Source organism: Streptomyces sp. NPDC001985 (assembly GCF_040296845.1).
Lineage (GTDB): Bacteria > Actinomycetota > Actinomycetes > Streptomycetales > Streptomycetaceae > Streptomyces.
Genome location: NZ_JBEOYB010000076.1, coordinates 1 through 15,919 on the forward strand (window position 1 = coordinate 1; position 15,919 = coordinate 15,919).

General features: G+C 75.5%; 13 protein-coding genes. 5 read left to right on the forward strand and 8 right to left on the reverse strand.

The window, feature by feature from the left end; all coding sequences use genetic code 11:
* Window positions 1-268 precede the first annotated feature (268 nt).
* Together ABT122_RS27460 and ABT122_RS27465 are read right to left on the reverse strand one after the other, a co-directional pair.
* Window positions 269-1,447, reverse strand: coding sequence for a pyridoxal phosphate-dependent aminotransferase family protein (locus tag ABT122_RS27460; protein WP_351557758.1), 1,179 nt, complete (start codon window positions 1,445-1,447; stop codon window positions 269-271).
* 50 nt (window positions 1,448-1,497) lie between these two features.
* On the reverse strand, window positions 1,498-2,697 hold the full coding sequence (locus tag ABT122_RS27465) for a sulfite oxidase (RefSeq protein ID WP_351557761.1): 1,200 nt from the start codon (window positions 2,695-2,697) through the stop codon (window positions 1,498-1,500).
* Between the two features lie 384 nt (window positions 2,698-3,081).
* Here ABT122_RS27465 and ABT122_RS27470 point away from each other — a divergent pair, with 384 nt between their 5' ends.
* From ABT122_RS27470 to ABT122_RS27480, 3 genes are all read left to right on the forward strand, one after another.
* Window positions 3,082-4,605 (forward strand): bifunctional phosphatase PAP2/diacylglycerol kinase family protein, encoded by a 1,524-nt coding sequence (locus ABT122_RS27470; RefSeq protein WP_351557763.1) that lies wholly within the window; start codon window positions 3,082-3,084, stop codon window positions 4,603-4,605.
* A 101-nt stretch (window positions 4,606-4,706) separates the two neighbouring features.
* On the forward strand, window positions 4,707-5,516 hold the full coding sequence (locus tag ABT122_RS27475) for a methyltransferase domain-containing protein (protein WP_351557765.1): 810 nt from the start codon (window positions 4,707-4,709) through the stop codon (window positions 5,514-5,516).
* Window positions 5,517-5,607: 91 nt separating this feature from the next.
* Window positions 5,608-5,961, forward strand: coding sequence for a VOC family protein (locus ABT122_RS27480; protein ID WP_351557767.1), 354 nt, complete (start codon window positions 5,608-5,610; stop codon window positions 5,959-5,961).
* Window positions 5,962-6,139: 178 nt separating this feature from the next.
* Here ABT122_RS27480 and ABT122_RS27485 read toward each other — a convergent pair whose 3' ends face one another.
* The 3 genes from ABT122_RS27485 to ABT122_RS27495 all read right to left on the reverse strand — a co-directional run bounded on the left by ABT122_RS27485 (window position 6,140) and on the right by ABT122_RS27495 (window position 9,182).
* A complete protein-coding gene (locus tag ABT122_RS27485) occupies window positions 6,140-8,116 on the reverse strand; it encodes a DUF5107 domain-containing protein (RefSeq protein WP_351557769.1) in 1,977 nt (658 codons plus the stop codon).
* A gap of 89 nt (window positions 8,117-8,205) precedes the next feature.
* Window positions 8,206-8,757, reverse strand: coding sequence for a GNAT family N-acetyltransferase (locus ABT122_RS27490; RefSeq protein ID WP_502976213.1), 552 nt, complete (start codon window positions 8,755-8,757; stop codon window positions 8,206-8,208).
* 182 nt (window positions 8,758-8,939) lie between these two features.
* On the reverse strand, window positions 8,940-9,182 hold the full coding sequence (locus tag ABT122_RS27495) for a LapA family protein (protein WP_351557773.1): 243 nt from the start codon (window positions 9,180-9,182) through the stop codon (window positions 8,940-8,942).
* 164 nt (window positions 9,183-9,346) lie between these two features.
* Between ABT122_RS27495 and ABT122_RS27500 the strand changes: the two genes are divergently transcribed.
* Both ABT122_RS27500 and ABT122_RS27505 read left to right on the forward strand, forming a co-directional pair.
* Window positions 9,347-10,093, forward strand: a complete 747-nt coding sequence (locus tag ABT122_RS27500) for a GntR family transcriptional regulator (protein ID WP_351557775.1) — start codon at window positions 9,347-9,349, stop codon at window positions 10,091-10,093.
* A gap of 43 nt (window positions 10,094-10,136) precedes the next feature.
* A complete protein-coding gene (locus tag ABT122_RS27505) occupies window positions 10,137-11,201 on the forward strand; it encodes an adenosine deaminase (RefSeq protein ID WP_351557777.1) in 1,065 nt (354 codons plus the stop codon).
* 270 nt (window positions 11,202-11,471) lie between these two features.
* Here ABT122_RS27505 and ABT122_RS27510 read toward each other — a convergent pair whose 3' ends face one another.
* The 3 genes from ABT122_RS27510 to ABT122_RS27520 all read right to left on the reverse strand — a co-directional run bounded on the left by ABT122_RS27510 (window position 11,472) and on the right by ABT122_RS27520 (window position 15,918).
* On the reverse strand, window positions 11,472-12,443 hold the full coding sequence (locus ABT122_RS27510; RefSeq protein ID WP_351557779.1) for a S66 peptidase family protein: 972 nt from the start codon (window positions 12,441-12,443) through the stop codon (window positions 11,472-11,474).
* Complete coding sequence (locus ABT122_RS27515; RefSeq protein ID WP_351557781.1) at window positions 12,440-14,485, reverse strand: S9 family peptidase; 2,046 nt, start codon at window positions 14,483-14,485, stop codon at window positions 12,440-12,442. The genes ABT122_RS27510 and ABT122_RS27515 overlap by 4 nt, the downstream gene beginning before the upstream one ends.
* Window positions 14,486-14,556: 71 nt before the next feature.
* Window positions 14,557-15,918 (reverse strand): M20/M25/M40 family metallo-hydrolase, encoded by a 1,362-nt coding sequence (locus ABT122_RS27520; protein WP_351557813.1) that lies wholly within the window; start codon window positions 15,916-15,918, stop codon window positions 14,557-14,559.
* Window position 15,919: the final 1 nt, after the last annotated feature.

Below are 15,919 nucleotides of genomic sequence, written 5' to 3' on the forward strand. Positions count from 1 at the left end.
GGCCGGGCTGGTTTTGCCCGACCCGCCGGAGAGCCGGGGCACGAAATCCAGCCCCTCCGGCGATTGAGGAGCGGGGGTTCGGGGGCCGGCCCCCGACCGGGACCCGCACCGTGCGGGCACCAGTGGACCAGGGTCCGTCCTCAATCTCCCCCAGAGCTGCCTCTGGGAGGTGCCCCCAGACCGGCTGGGTTTGCTCAGCCCCGCCGCCGAGCTGAGCAATCCACCCGGCCCCGCCGGAGGCACCTCGCAGAGGGAGCTGAGGCGCGAATCAAGAGTTCGAGGCGTGGGGCGTCAGGGTTGTGGTGAGGTGGGGCAGGAGGGCGGCGGACAGGAAAGGCGCCGTCGGCAGGCGGGCCCGCAGGGCGCCGAGTTCATCGCCGAAGCGGTGCCCCCCGGGCACAGGCACCCCCAGCCGCGCCGACAGATACTCCTCCAGCTCCATGGAGTCCCCCACCCCGCACCACCCCAACCCCTCCCGCAGCGGCCCGAAATCCGCGTACAGATGCCGCCCCGCCACCGGCGGCCTGGCCAGCCCGCCGCAGGCGAGCACCGCCCGGTGCACCTCGGCCCCCACCCGGGCGTACCCCTCGATCCCCCGCTCCCGCAGCCCGACCAGCCCCCCGGGCTCGTCGAGCGCGTGCGCCGCCGCCGCCGCGACGGGCCCCGCCACCGCCGCCCCGAGCGCGGCGAGGAAGTCCAGCACCCGGTCCCGGTGCGCCGCCCCCGCCGCGGTCGGCGGAAAGCGGGCGACGGCGGCGGGCCAGGACGGCGGCAGCAGCGCGCCCGCCAGGTCGCTGAGGACGGTCACGTCGCCGGGGCACATCTCCGCGGGGCTCACCAGCACCGTCTCGCGCGGCCGGTGCACCGTGTCCCGCCAGCTCTCGTCGCTGATGATGTGCAGCCCCTCCCCCACCGCCGCCTCGCACGTCTCGCGCACGGTCTCCGGCGGTGCCACCGTCCCGGTCGGATCGTCCGCGACGGAGAGCAGCAGCACCCTGGGCGCACCCCCCTCCGCCCGCACCCGCCGCACGGTCTCCAGCAGCGCGAACGGATCGGGCACCCCGCCGCACTCGGCGGGGGTCGGGACCCGGTACGCGCCCCTCCCCAGCAGCCGGGCCTGCGGGGCCCACCACGCGGGGCAGGGGCGCGACATCAGGACGTCGCCGCCCCGCGCGTCGTCCCCGGTGTACGCGCCGAGGAGCGCGAGGAGCAGCGGCTGCGGCCCGGCGGCGGCCACCAGGTCCTCGGCGGCACTGTGCAGCCCGCGCCGCCACCAGTACCCGCGCGCGGCCTCCCGCAGTACCGCCCCGCCGCCGGGCGGCTCCCCCGGCGCACCGGCCGCCGCGGCCAGCACACCGGCCAGCTCACCGGGGACGGGCAGACCGGTTCCGGGCACGCCCGGGCCGTAGCGGACGGGCCCGTGCCCCTCGGGGGGCGTGTCCGCCATGGCGTCACCTCCGTGACTCCTTTATACAAACGGAGGGCGGCGGCGGCGCGTCAGACGACGGTGACGGGGTGACGCACCACCGCGTCGAAGAGGTACCCCTGGGTGTTGTGGACGGTCCGCTCGGGCTGGGTGTTCCCGGCGGTGTCGGTGGTACGGGCGAGCAGCCGCGCGGGCCCGGTGACCCCCGGGCACCACTGGGCCGACCAGCGGACCCAGCCGCCGGGCCGCGGGGTGTCGTGGAGCGCGGCCCGCCGCCACCCCACCCCGCCGTCGGTACTGATCTCCACGTGCCGGACGGGCGCGGCGGCCGACCAGGCGCGGCCGGTGAGGCGGTGGTTCCGGCCCGCCTCCAGCGCCGCCCCGCTCGGCAGCTCCCAGGCGCTCTTGACGGTCTGCCGGGTCAGCGGCGCGCTGCCGCCGGGCGGGTGGGCGGCGCCGAAGAGCCGGTAGAGCTGGGTGTTCCAGGGCGAGGCGAGCGGTGTGTCGCTGACCTCGATGTCACCGACCCACTTCACCGACGCGATCCCTATCCAGGCGGGAACGATCACCCGGACGGGAAAGCCGTGGTCGTACGGGAGGGGCTCGCCGTTCATCTCGTACGCGAGGATCACATCGTCGAGGGCCTTGGCGACGGGCAGCGGCCGGCGCACCCGCCCGAGGTTCACTCCGCCGCTGACGACCTCGCCGTCGAGCCCGCTGGGCATGATGTCGACGGCGGTCGAGGAGAGACCCGCGCGGTGCAGGACATCGCGGAGCGGCACCCCGCGCCAGCGGGCCGCGCCGACGGCGCCGAGGGTCCAGGGGGTGCCGCTGACGGTCTCGCCCTGCTGACTGGCGAAGTAGCTCCGGGCGTTGCCCGCGCACTCGACGAGGGCGGTGCGGCTGACCGAGGGCATCGAGCGGAGCTGGTCGTAGCTGAACTCCACCGGCCGGCTCCCGTGCAGCCCGCTGCCCCAGACGGTCAGCCTCCAGTCGCGCTCGCCGATGAGGGGCGTGGAGGTGTGGTTGCGGACGAAGAAGCGATCGGCGGGGGTGAGCGTTCCGGTGTCGCGCAGGGAGGAGAAGACGGTCTCGGCGTTGGTGCCGTGGACGGTGAAGTGCTCGGGCGGCAGCGGTTTGACCGTCCCGGCGGCGGCCGGGGCGGGCACCGCCCGCGCGGGGGCGGTGCCGGCGGCGGCCAGCGCCGACGCGGTCACCGGGGCCGCCGCGAGCAGTCTCAGCAGCCGGCGGCGGTCGGGGGAAGCGGGCACGGAGGTCTCCTGGGAACACGGGGTGCCCGCGTGCACGGGGCACGGGGCACGGGACACGGGGAACAGGACACGGGGAACAGGACTCACGGCGGGAACGGCGGCGGGCATCACGGCCGCTGTCTCACGGGGGCGGCACGAGGCCGCGTGCGTCAGCGGGGACAGGAGGGCGCGCGGCGGCACACGGGCACTGCGGGCGTACCGGCGTCCGGGGCGATGGCCATGGCGGTGATCCTAGGGGCAGGGCGGCCCCCGGCGACAGACCCGCGGCGCGCCGGTCCCGGCGGGGCGGTCCCGGCGCGGCGGTCCCGGCGGGGCGGTGCGCCCGGCGCGGCGAAATGGGCGGTGCCCGGCGTGGCATCCCCGGTTACGGGGTAACCGCGACCCATGTCCACTCCGTACACACAAGGAAATCCGCCTCCCCGGCAGGGAGTGCCGGCGCTGCTCGGCCGCTGGGACCGCAAGGTCTTCGCCACCGTCGCCGCCCGCCGCTGGCCGGGGGCCGAGCCGGTGCTGCCCCGGCTGAGCCACAGCGCGGACCACGGGCTGCTCTGGCTGGGTGCGGCGGCCGGGATCGCGGTGCTGGGCCGGGGCGTCCGCTCACGGCGGGCGGCGGTGCGCGGGATGGCGTCGCTGGCGCTGGCCTCGGCGGTCATCAACACGGTGGGCAAGCGCTCGGTGCGCCGGGCGCGCCCGCTGATCGACACGGTGCCGGTGATACGGCAGCTCAAGCGGCAGCCGTTCACCACCTCCTTCCCCTCGGGCCACTCGGCGTCGGCGGCGGCCTTCGCGACGGGTGTCGCGCTGGAGTCGAAGGGCTGGGGCGCGGTGGTCGCGCCGGTGGCGGCCTCGGTGGCGTTCTCCCGGGTGTACACGGGCGCGCACTATCCGAGCGATGTGCTGGTGGGCGCGGCCCTCGGGGTGGGGGCGGCGTTCGCGGTGCGCGGGATGGTGCCGACCAGGTCCCAGCTGCCGCCGCCCGGCCGGGCGCAGGCCGAGGCCCCGGCACTGCCGCAGGGCGAGGGGCTGGTGGTCGTGACCAACCGGGACGCGGGTTCGGCGGGCTCGGCGGCACTGGTGCGCGAGGCCCTGCCGCTGGCGGAGTTCGTGGAGTGCGGGCCCGGCGAGCTGGACCAGGAGCTGGAGAAGGCGGCAGAGCGCGGCCGGGCGCTGGGCATCATCGGCGGGGACGGCACGATCAACGGCGCGGCGGCGGTCGCGGTGGAGCGGGGGGTGCCGCTGGCGGTGTTCCCCGGCGGCACCTTCAACCACTTCGCGTACGACCTCGGGATCGAGACCTTCGACGACACCTGCCGGGCGCTGGAGAGCGGCGACGCGGTCCGGGTCGACCTGGGCCGTTTCACACCGGGTCCGGGCGGCGCGGATGGCCCGGAGGGGGAAGGGTCCCGGCCCGGTTACTTCCTCAACACCTTCAGTCTGGGTGTCTATCCGGAGCTGGTGAACATCCGGGAGCGCTGGTCCCCGAGGATCGGCGGCTGGCCGGCCGGGATTCTGGCGGCGGCGCGGGTGCTGCGGCACGGCAGGCCGCTCAGGGCCGGGGTGCAGGGCCGCGAGCGCCCGATGTGGCTGCTGTTCGCCGGGAACGGGATCTACCAGCGGATGGGGCCGACCCCGGGGCACCGCCAGGACCTCTCCGACGGGCTGCTGGACGTACGGGTGGTCCACGGCGGCCGGTGGCCGGGGCTGCGGCTGCTGGCGGCGGCCCTCGCGGGCCCGCTGAGCCGTTCCCCGGTCCACGCGGCGGAGCAGTTGCACCGGCTGCGGATCACCGGTCTGGAGCCGGGCACGCCGATGGCGTACGACGGTGAGGTGGTGGAGGCCCCGGCGGAGCTGACGGTGGACAAGGCGGCCGGGGTGCTGACGGTGTACCGGCCGCAGACCCTGCTCTGAGCCCCGCCCCGCCGACTCGCGAGCGTCCGCATGGCAAGACACCCGGTCTCATCATATGAGTTGAGTGGGACCATGGGGAGCCATCGAGAGGGAGGTTCGCCATGCCGCGCGAGACCGCCGTGTACACCCATGGCCACCATGAGTCCGTGCTCCGCTCCCACACCTGGCGGACGGCCGCCAACTCCGCCGCGTACCTCGTCGGCGAGCTGAGACCCGGGATGCGGGTCCTGGACGTCGGCTGCGGCCCCGGGACCATCACCGCCGATCTGGCGGAGCTGGTCCCGGGCGGGTGGGTCACCGGGGTGGACCGGGAGCCCGGGATCGTCGAGCGGGCGCGGGAGTTCGCGGCCGGACGGGGGCTCGGACACACCGGGTTCGCCGTGGCCGATGTCAATGAACTCGGCTTCCCCGATGACTCCTTCGACGTGGTCCACGCCCACCAGGTGCTCCAGCACCTGGGCGACCCGGTGCGGGCGCTGCGCGAGATGCGCCGGGTCTGCCGCCCCGGCGGGATCGTCGCGGTACGGGACGCCGACTACGGCGCCTTCACCTGGTTCCCGGGGGCCCCGGTGCTGGACGAGTGGCTCCAGCTCTACCACCGGGTGGCCCGGGCCTCCGGCGGGGAGCCCGACGCCGGGCGCCGGCTGCTCTCCTGGGCCCGTGCCGCGGGCTTCACCGATCTCACCGCGACGGCCTCCACCTGGTGTTACGCCACCCCGGACGAGCGCGCGTGGTGGAGCGGCCTGTGGGCCGACCGGACAACCGCCTCCTCCTACGCCGGGCTCGCGGTGGACGGCGGCCACACCACCACCGCGCGGCTCGCGGCGGTGGCGGAGGGCTGGCGGGAGTGGGGCGCCCACCCGGACGCCTGGTTCATGGTCCCGCACGGCGAACTGCTCTGCCGCGCCTGAGCGCCGGGGCGCCGGCCCTGTCCCGTGCGGCGCGCGCCCGATCAGCGGGAGCGCGGGACAATCGATTCCGACCCGAACTAGGCTCGCCGTCATGGAGATCCTCGGAACCACGCTGCGTATCTGTGTCGACGACCTGGACGCGGCCACGGCGGTCTACGCACGGCTCACCGGAAGCACCCCGCAGCGCTTCGAGCGCGGGGGTGTCTCGGTCGCGGCGGTCGGCTGCTTCCTGCTGATGAGCGGCCCGGCCGCGGAGATCGATGTGCTGCGCAAGGTGACGGCGACGATCGCGGTCCAGGACGTGGAGGAGGCGCACACCGCCCTCTCCGAGGTCGGCGCGCGGATCGTCGCGGGCCCGGTGCCGACCCCGGCGGGCCGGAATCTGATCGCCGTCCACCCCGACGGCTCCGTCTTCGAGTACGTGGACCGCAAGGTGTCCGTCTGACACCCGGGCCCGCCCGTGCGCGGGAACACGCCCGTGCGCGGGGGGCCCGGCGCCGCTCCTACGGCGCGCGGTGGGGGTACCTCCCGCGCCCGCCAGGGCGCAGGGGGCCATGGGTGATGGACGACAGCGCGGCGAGGTGCCGGGGCGCACGAGCCCGGCAAGATCCAGACGAAAGACCCTACGGCGCGCGGTGGGGCCGCATCCGGTAGTCGTACGCCTCGGGCAGCGGATCGTCGGTCAGTTCGGCCCAGACCTCGCCCAGGATCTCCGAGCCCTCCCGCAGATCCGCCACCTCGATGCCCTCGTCGAAGACGGCGCGGGTCTCCTCGCGCCGGCCCTCGGCCAGCAGCAGCCGGGCGTGGAGCAGCCGGAACCGGCCCCGGGCCCGGATCTCGGGGCGCAGCCGGTCCCAGACCGAGCGGGCCTCGGCGGCGCGGCCCGCGCGGCGCAGCGCGTCGATCGCCTCGCGGGCGAGCGCGGCGGTCGCCGCCGTCCAGCTCTCGCCATCGTCGCGGCGCTCCTGGCAGAGGTCGTCGAACGCCTCCAGATAGCGGTCGGCGGCGCGCTCCCCGTGGCCGCCCTCCTCGTCGGCGACGGCCAGCGCGCGCAGCAGCGGCCAGCGGGAGGGGGCGAGGGCGAGACCGCGCTCCCAGCTCCGGACGGCCTGGGCCAGATCGCCGGCGTGCCACTGGGCGACGCCGAGGTGGTACTCGGTGAGCGGGTCGGCCGGGGCGGTCTCCAGCATGTCCCGCCAGTGCGGGGAGACGAGCGAGGGCCCGGGCGGGGCGACCCTGCGGGGCTCGGGGAGCACCCCGGTGGTCAGCAGGGCGCGCCAGGGGGCCTGTTCGTCGCCGAGGGTGGATTCCCCGAAGGGCGTCCCGGGCAGCTTCAGCCCGCCGCGGAGCACTTCGAGCGCGCCCCATCCGGAGCCGGTGGCCAGGGTGCGCACCGGTTCGCTGTCGGCGTGCGGCAGCCAGGCCGTGTACGCGGCCTCCACCGCCCGGCGCGGCAGGGCGCCGGCGAGCCGGGCCTCGACCTCGGCGCAGGCGGCGGCCCAGTTGTTGCCGTGCACCGTGCCGGAGTCGGCGCCCAGGGGCCCGTAGCACTCCAGCCAGCTCAGCTCGGCGCCCTCGTCGAGACGGATGTGCTCCAGCTGGGTGCGGGCGAGTCCGGCCTGGATCTCCGCGTATCCGCCCGTGCCCGGCTCGGTCAGCCAGCGCTGCCAGCGCCGGCCCGCGCTGCCCGAGCCCCAGAGGAAGAGCTTCCGGCCGCGCAGGGTGTCGGTGGAGGTCTGGACCAGGCCCCGGCCGTCGCCGTCGAGCGCGGCGATCCACGGGCGGGCGCCGGCGGGCACCTCGTAGAAGTAGTCGGCGGGGTGTTCGCTGCGCAGCGGGTACGTCCGGTCCTCGCCCCGGTAGTCCGGCACCGGCACCCGGCGCAGGGTGCGCTCGTAGCCGAAGTACCAGGCCTCGTCGGCGGGGGCGATGACCCGGGTCCGCCCGTGCTCCGGGACGGCGGTGTTGGACCACCAGTAGACCGGTGCCGGCCGCTCGTGCGGATTGCGGACGCGTACGCCGACATGGAGGAAGTCGGAGTCGGCGGGCAGCCACAGATCGACCTGGAACGGAAGATCGCGCAGCCGCTCCCACTCCCAGAGCCGGAGCATCTCCCCGCCGTCGGGGGCGGGGACGACGGCCGCGTGCAGCGGGGCGACGGAGAGGGTCCCGTGGCCGGTGGCGCCGATGTTCCACTCGATGCCACCGGAGTACCAGGCGCCGTTCAGGGCGAAGTCGGCGGGCTGGAAGACGGGGTTGCGGTAGAGGAGTTCCCGGTCGGTGGGCTTGTGGTACAGCGAGTGGACCCGGCCGCCGAGGCCCGGCAGCACGGTGGCCCGCAGCCGCTCGTTCTCGATGACGACGGCGTCGAATCCGGCGGGGGCGCGGTCGCGGCCGTAGCCGTCGAGCATCCGCGCGGGCAGCACGGTGCGCGGCGGCTCGTACCCGATCTGGCGGGCCATGTCGCGCGGCAGATCGCGCCGGGTGCGCTCGTCGACGGAGTGCGGAGCCGGGAGCGGGCGGAGCGCGGGCAGCGGATTCGCCGGGCCCACGGGGGCGGCGGGGAGGGTCAGTACGGTACGCCGCACGGTCGTGGCCAAGGCAACCTCGCTTCACTCGCGGAAGGGCCGCCGACGGCGCGGGCGGCCCGGTGACCATGGAACCGTCTCGCCGCCGCGCCGAACAGGGGTCACGCGCGCCGGACTTCGGCGCGGCCGTCGGGCGGGAGCATATCGCTGGTGATCGCCCAGCGTTCGTGGTCGCGCCAGGCGCCGTCGATGTGGAGGAAGTCGGGCGAGAAGCCCTCCAGCCGGAAGCCCGCGCGGCGCACCAGCGCGATGGAGGCGGTGTTCCCCGGCTGGACATTGGCCTCCAGGCGGTGCAGCCCCAGCGGGCCGAAGGCGTACCGCAGCACCAGGGAGAGGCCCTCGCCCATCAGCCCGCGCCCGGCGGCGTGGGCGAAGGCGCCGTAGCCGAGGGCGCCGCCGCGGAAGGCGCCGGCGACGATGTTGTTGATGTTGATGAAGCCGGCGATCCGGCCCGACGCGCGTTCCAGGACGAGAAGGCCCGCGCGGGCCGGGTCCTCGATGAGCCGGTCCGCGTACTCCTCGTACGCGCGGTCCGTGCGGGGCGGGAAGAGCCAGGGCCGGTGGAGGCCGGTGCTCGCCCGGGCCCCGGCGGTGAACTCGGCGCCGTCGCCGGGGGTGAGGGCGCGGATCACGGTCCGGGGGCCGGTGGCCAGCGGGACGGGCGCCGGGAGGGCGCGGGTGACGGGCCCGACGGCGGGGGCGGGGGCGGGAGCCGGGGCGGGGGCTCCGGCGGCGGAGTCGGGGGACCGGTCGTCGGCGGAGTCGGGGGACCGGTCGTCGGCGGGGTCCGGGGCGGTGGCGGGCATCCGGCCAGGCTATCCACCCGGCCCGGGGGTCAGCGGGGGCGGCGGCGGAAGAGAAGGCCCCCGCAGAGCGCGCCGATGACGAACATCGCGAGCAGCGCCAGATAGAGCGGCATGGTGACCACGGGGATCAGCACCCTGATCCTGACCTCCCCGGTGTTCTCGGCGATGAGGACGACGGCGAGGACCGCGAGCACGGTGACCGCGGTCCTCGCGGGAGTGAACCACTCCCCGACGCCGCCCCTTCCGGCTTCCGGTGATTTCCTGGCGCTCATGGCACCAGAATGGGCCCGGGCCGGGCCGGTGGTGCGGTGGAGCGGGCCGTACGGGTGAGACAGCGACCCCACACCCGCTCCCTGTCTGACAAGCTGAGACCGTTCCATGGCATCCGGATACGCAGCACCCCAGCAGCACCCCAGCAGCACCCCAGGAGGAGCCCGTGACAGTCAGCCGCCCGCAGCGCAGGCCGGTCGTCGTCCTGTACGAGCGGATCGCGGACGCCATCCACGACGGCACCTATCCCCCGGGCTCCACCCTGCCGTCCGAGCCGCGTCTCGCGACCGAGCTGGGGGTGAGCCGGCCCGCCCTGCGCGAGGCGCTGCTGCTGCTCCAGGAGGACGGCCTGCTCTCGGTGCGCCGGGGGGTGGGCAGAACCGTCAACGACAGCCCCCCTCGGCGCGGCTACGAGCTGCTGCGCCCCCTGGAGGAGCTGCTCGCGGCCGGCCCGGCGCTGCGGGTGCGCCCGCTGCTGCGCGCCGTCGAGGAGCCGACCGACTTCAGCACCCAGCAGCTGCTCGCCCCGGCCGGTTCCGAGCTGCGGTTCTGGGAGTCGGTACTGACCGGCGAGGGGACGGCGGGGGTGCTCAGCCAGGAGTGGGCGGCCCCCGACGACGTACTGGAGAGGGCGCATCCGGCGTTCGCCGGGGCGCTGCGCTCGCCCGGCGCCGGGGACGGGTCGATGCTCTCGGTGCTCTGCTCCGCCTCCCGGGGGCTCGCCCTGACCGCGCACAGCGCCGTGAGCGCGACCCTGCTGGGGCAGCGGCGCGGGGAGCAGCTCGACCGCGCGCCGGACACCCCGGCCGTGCTGGTCACCCAGGTGGTGCGGAGCGGGGACACCCCGGTCCTGGCGGCGAAGCACATGCTGCCGACCGGCGCTCCGGCGCTCCCCGTGGTGCAGTCGAACTGACCGCCGAAGCGCCGCGCGCCGCCGTGCCGTACACTCCCGGGCCATGCACTTGTCTGACATCCTCCGCGCGCCCAAGGCCGTACTCCACGACCACCTCGACGGCGGGCTGCGCCCCGCGACGATCATCGAACTGGCCCGGGAGCACGGCTACCGCCAGTTGCCCACCGAGGACCCGGCCGCGCTCGCGGTCTGGTTCCGGGACGCGGCGGACTCCGGCTCGCTGGAGCGGTATCTGGAGACCTTCGCCCACACCTGCGCGGTGATGCAGACCCGTGAGGCGCTGGAGCGGATCGCGGCGGAGTGCGCCGAGGACCTGGCGGACGACGGCGTGGTCTACGCCGAGGTGCGGTACGCCCCCGAGCAGCACCTGGAGCGGGGGCTGACCCTGGACGAGGTGGTCGAGGCCGTCAACACCGGATTCCGCGAGGGCGAGCGCCGCAGCGGCGGACGGATCACGGTGCGCGCCCTGCTCACCGGGATGCGCCACACCGACCGCTCCCTGGAGATAGCGGAGCTGACCGTCGCCCACCGCGACAACGGGGTCGCGGGCTTCGACATCGCGGGCGGCGAGATCGGCAATCCGCCCGCCCGCCACCTGCCCGCCTTCCGGCACCTGAAGCGGCACAACTGCCACTTCACCATCCACGCGGGCGAGGCCGTCGGCGCGGAGTCCATCCACGAGGCGGTGCAGATCTGCGGCGCCGAGCGGATCGGGCACGGGGTGCGGATCACCGACGACATCACCGTCCACGAGGACGGCACCGCCACGCTGGGCCGCCTCGCGGCCTATGTCCGGGACAACGGGATCGCCCTGGAGGTCTGCCCGACCTCCAACCTCCAGACGGGCGCCGCGAAGGACTACGCCACCCACCCGGTCGACCTGCTGCGCCGGCTCGGCTTCCGCACCACGCTCAACACGGACAACCGGCTGGTGTCGGGGACCACGATGAGCCAGGAGTTCGCGCACATGGCGACGGCCTTCGGATACGGTCCCGAGGTCTTCGAGGAGCTGACGGTGGCCGCGGTCGAGGCGGCCTTCCTGCCGCTGCCGGAGCGCCGCCGGCTGATCGACGAGGTCATCCGCCCGGGGTACGCGGCCCTGCGCTGACCCCGCGCCGGGGTACGGGCGGCGGGGCCGGCTTCCCGGAGACCGCGGCCCGGGAGCGTGCGCGCCGGGGCGGGCCCTCCGGCTCCCGGGACGGCGTCGGCGGGGCGGGGCCCGGTCGGCGCCGGGGCGGGGCCGAGTGGGCGGCGGTGACCGGCGGCCCGGAACCGGCGGGGCCCTCGGCGGCACCGGCCGGTGCCGCCGGATCGGCGCACCGCACCGCCGAGCGGGCCACGGGGCCGGCCGGGCGGGCCGGTCCCGGGCCCCACGGGCTCAGAGCAGGGCCGGCTCGTCCAGCGTCAGGGTGCCCGCGTCCGCGTCGAGCACGGCGGACACCCCCAGCGGCACCGTCGCGTTGCTCTCGCCGTGGCCGAAGCCCAGCTCCTCCACCACCGGCACCCCCAGCCCGCCGAGACGGTCCCGCAGCACCTCCCGTACACCCTCGTAGGGACCGCACTCCGCCCAGGAGCCGAGCGCGATCCCGGCGACGCCGTCCAGCCGGCCACCGCGCAGCAACTGGGTGAGGATGCGGTCGAGGCGGTAGTCCTCCTCCCCCACGTCCTCCAGGAGCAGCAGCCCGCCGGCGGCGGACGGCCGGGCGTGCGGAGTGCCCAGATCGGCGGCGAGCAGGCTGGCGCAGCCGCCGAGGGTGACGCCCCGGGCCCGGCCGGGGACCAGGGGACGGGCCGCGGGCGCCCCGACCGTACGCACCGACTCCGGTTCGAAGAGGGTGGCCCGCAGCGACTCCCGGGTGGCGCCGTCCTTCAGGAAGGTCAGCGCGGCGACCATCGGGCCGTGCAGGGTGGCGAGCCCCATCCGGGTCGCGAAGGCCTCGTGGAGTGCGGTGATGTCGCTGTACCCGACGAACACCTTGGGCCCGGCGGCCCGGATCGCGCTCCAGTCGAGCCGGTCGGCCATCCGCTGGGCGCCGTACCCGCCCCGGGCGCAGAGGACGGCGGAGACCGACGGATCGCACCAGGCCTCCGTCAGCTCCCGGGCGCGGTCGGCGTCGTGGCCCGCGAGATAGCCGAACCGCGGATGGCGCTCGCGGACATGCGGCATCACGAGCGGATCGAGACCCCAGGAGCGGAGGATCTCCAGGCCCTCGTCGAGCCGGTCGCCGGGGACGGGCCCGCTGGGGGCGACGACGGCGACCCGGTCGCCGGACCGGAGCCGCCGGGGCCGGGTCAGCGGAGTCACCCGGGCGTGCGGAGCGGACGGGACGGACGGGACGGACCGGGTCATGGGGCCAGCTCCAGCGGGGGGATGTCGGTACGGGGGAAGCCGAAGGTCTGCGCGTACAGCGAGAGCTCCGCCTCCAGGGCGCGGACCAGGGTCCCGGCCATCCGGAAGCCATGGCTCTCCCCCACGAAGGCGAGATAGGCGTGCGGGACGCCCCGGCCCGCGATCCGGGCGATGAACCGTTCGCTCTGCTCGGGCGGACAGACCGGGTCGTCCAGCCCCTGGAGCAGCACGAACGGCGCGGTGACGGCGTCGGCGCGGCGGAGCGGGGAGCGCTGGAGGTAGCGGCTGGGCACCTCGTCGACCGGACCGATCAGCGACTCCAGATACCGCGACTCGAAGTCGTGGGTGCCGCCGTCGGCCCAGCCCATCGGGTCGAGGACGGGGTAGCTGATGGCGCCGCAGGCATAGACATCGGTGGCGGCCAGGGAGGCGGCGGCGGTCCAGCCGCCCGCGCTGCCGCCCCGGATGGCGAGACGCCCGGGGTCGGCGGTGCCCTCGGCGGCGAGGGCCAGCGCGACGGCCGCGCAGTCCTCGACATCGACGACGCCCCACTCCCCGCGCAGCCGCTCGCGGTACTCCCGGCCGTATCCGGTGGAGCCGCCGTAGTTGACCTGGACGACACCGATGCCGCGCGAGGTGAAATAGGCGATCTCCAGATCGAGGGCGAGCGGGGCGTGGCCGGTGGGGCCGCCGTGCACCCACACCGCGTAGGGCGGCAGCTCGCCCTCGGGCCCGGTCCACTCCGGGTGGCGCGGCGGATGGACACAGGCGTGGATCTCCCGGCCGTCCGGTCCGGTGAAGACGCGCGGCTCGGGTTCGGGGTAGTGGGCCGGGTCCACGGCGTCGGTGTGCGCGGCGCCGATGACCCGGGTGTGGCCGGTGCGGGTGTCCAGCTCCACGACCTCGTGGCCGCCGAGGGGTCCGGCGGCGACGCCGATCACCCGGTCGCCGAGGACGGCGAGCGTGGGGGCCCACTCGGTCCAGGGGCCCACCGCGTCGACGAGTTCCCCGGTCTCCGGGTCGAGAATGCCCAGCGCCGTGGTGCCCTTGCCGTGGACCACGGCGATCAGCCCGTTCTCCAGCGGGTGGAGCCACTGGCTGCCGAGCTTCCAGAGCGGGCCGCCGAACTCCTCCTCCCGGCCGGTGCACAGGGCGTCGGTGGTGACATGGCCGGCGGCGGGCCCCACGAGGAGTCCGCGTCCCGAATCCGCCGGGCCGTCGAGCGCGCCGGCGGGCAGGCGGCGCGGCTCCCACCAGCCGTTCTCATCGGTGAGGAAGAGCAGGGAGCCGTCCGGCGCCCACTCCGCCTGGCAGACCGACTCCTCCGGTCCGCCGAGCACCCGGCGCACTCCGGTGAAGGGCCCGCTCTCCGGCACCTCGCCCACCATCACCTCGGTGCCGTCCCACGGCATCCGGGGGTGGTCCCAGGCGATCCAGGCGGCGCGCCGGCCGTCCGGGGAGAGCCGGGGGCCGGTGACGAAGCGGTGCCGGTCGCCGGAGAGTTCCCGTACCGCGCCCCGGTCCTGGGCGGCCGAGCCGTCCAGCGGCACGGCGGCGATCACCCGGCGCACCTCGGTGGGCTCTGCTCCGGTGAACTCCTCCAGCACCCCCCAGACCTCGCCGCGCCCGGTGTCGATCCGCAGATCGGCCCAGCGCAGCCCGCCGCCGAGCGGTGACAGGGGGGTGAGCGGGCGCGGCACCGCGCCGGGGGTGTCCGGCTCACAGACGTACAGCCGCTGGTCGGGGTGGTGGACGAAGACGGCGAGCGGGGTCCCGTCGGCGCGCTCCACGGCGGCCCAGGGGTGCCCGCCGTACTCGATGACCCGGCTGCGGACGTTCCACGGCTCGGGGAGCACGGACTCCTCGGTGCCGTCGGCGCGGCGCCGGATCAGGGCTCGTCTGCCGCCCTCGGCGGGGCGGGGCGCGGTCCACCAGATCTCCGCGCCCACCCTGCCGAGGAACTCGGGCCGCCCGTCGTGCGACGCCGCGAGCGCCGCGTCGATGGGCGACGGCCAACTGCCGTACGGGCCTGTCGCTGCCATGTCCCTCTTCCCCTGATCGTCCGCGGGCCGGATGTGGTGTGCCGTGCCGCGTCGCCGTGTCCGGTGTGTGTCTACGCCGTGCGCAGATAGCGGTCCAGCACCTGGACGCCGAAGTGCAGTCCCTCGACCGGGACCCGCTCGTCGACGCCGTGGAACATGGCCGCGTAGTCGTAGCCCACGGGGAGCTTCAGCGGCGAGAAGCCGTAGCCGGTGATGCCGAGGCGGGCGAACTGCTTGGCGTCGGTGCCGCCCGACATGCAGTACGGCACGGCGTGCCCGGCCGGGTCGAAGTGCTCGATCGCGGCACGGAGCTTCTCGTACGTGGGTGAGTCGACGGGCGCCTGGAGGGGCACCTCGCGGTGCTGGAACTCCCACTCCACGTTCGGTCCGGTGAGCCGGTCCATCGTCTCCCGGAACTCGTCCTCGCCGCCGGGCAGCATCCGTCCGTCGATGTGGGCGGTGGCCTGCCCGGGGATCACATTGACCTTGTATCCGGCGTCGAGCATGGTCGGGTTGGCGCTGTTGCGCAGCACCGGTTCGACCAGGGCTGAGGCCGGGCCGAGCTTGCCGACCAGCGCGTCCGCGTCGAAGCCGGGGGCGTGGACATCGGTGTCGATGCCGTGCAGCAGGGCCAGTTCGGCGAGGGCGGCGCGGACGGTGGGGGTGAGCCGCACCGGCCAGTCGTGCTCGCCGATGCGGGCGACGGCGGCGGCGAGCCTGCTGACCGCGTTGGCGCGGTTGACCTTGGAGCCGTGTCCCGCCCTGCCGTGGGCGGTGAGCCTGAGCCAGGCGGTGCCGCGCTCCCCCGCGCCGATCGGGTAGAGCGTCATGCCCTGCCCGGCGTGGAAGGAGAAGGCGCCGGACTCGCTGATGCCCTCGGTGCACCCCTCGAAGAGCCCCGGGTGGCGGTCGGCGAGGAACCCGGCGCCGTCGGCGGCGCTGTCCTCCTCGTCGGCGGTGTAGGCGATGACGATGTCCCGGCGGGGCCGGACGCCCGCGCGTGCCCAGGCCCGCACGACGGCGAGGATCATCGCGTCCATGTTCTTCATGTCGACGGCGCCCCGGCCCCAGACGACCCCGTCGCGGACCTCGCCGGAGAAGGGGTGGACCGTCCAGTCGGCGGGTTCGGCGGGCACCACGTCGAGATGTCCGTGGACCAGCAGGGCGTCGGCGCCGGGGTCGGTGCCGGGAATCCGGGCGACGACGTTGGCGCGCCCGGGGGTGCGCTCCAGCAGGGTGGGTTCGAGTCCGGCGGCGGCCAGGCGCTCGGCGGTGTACTCGGCGGCGGGGCGCTCGTGGCAGTCGCCGCCGCCCCGGTTGGTGGTGTCGATCCGGATGAGCTCGGAGGTGAAGGTCACCACCTCGTCGAGGGCCCGCTGATCGATGGGGCTGGTGGGGTCAGTGGGGCTGGTGGGGCCGTGGTGCGCGTTCATG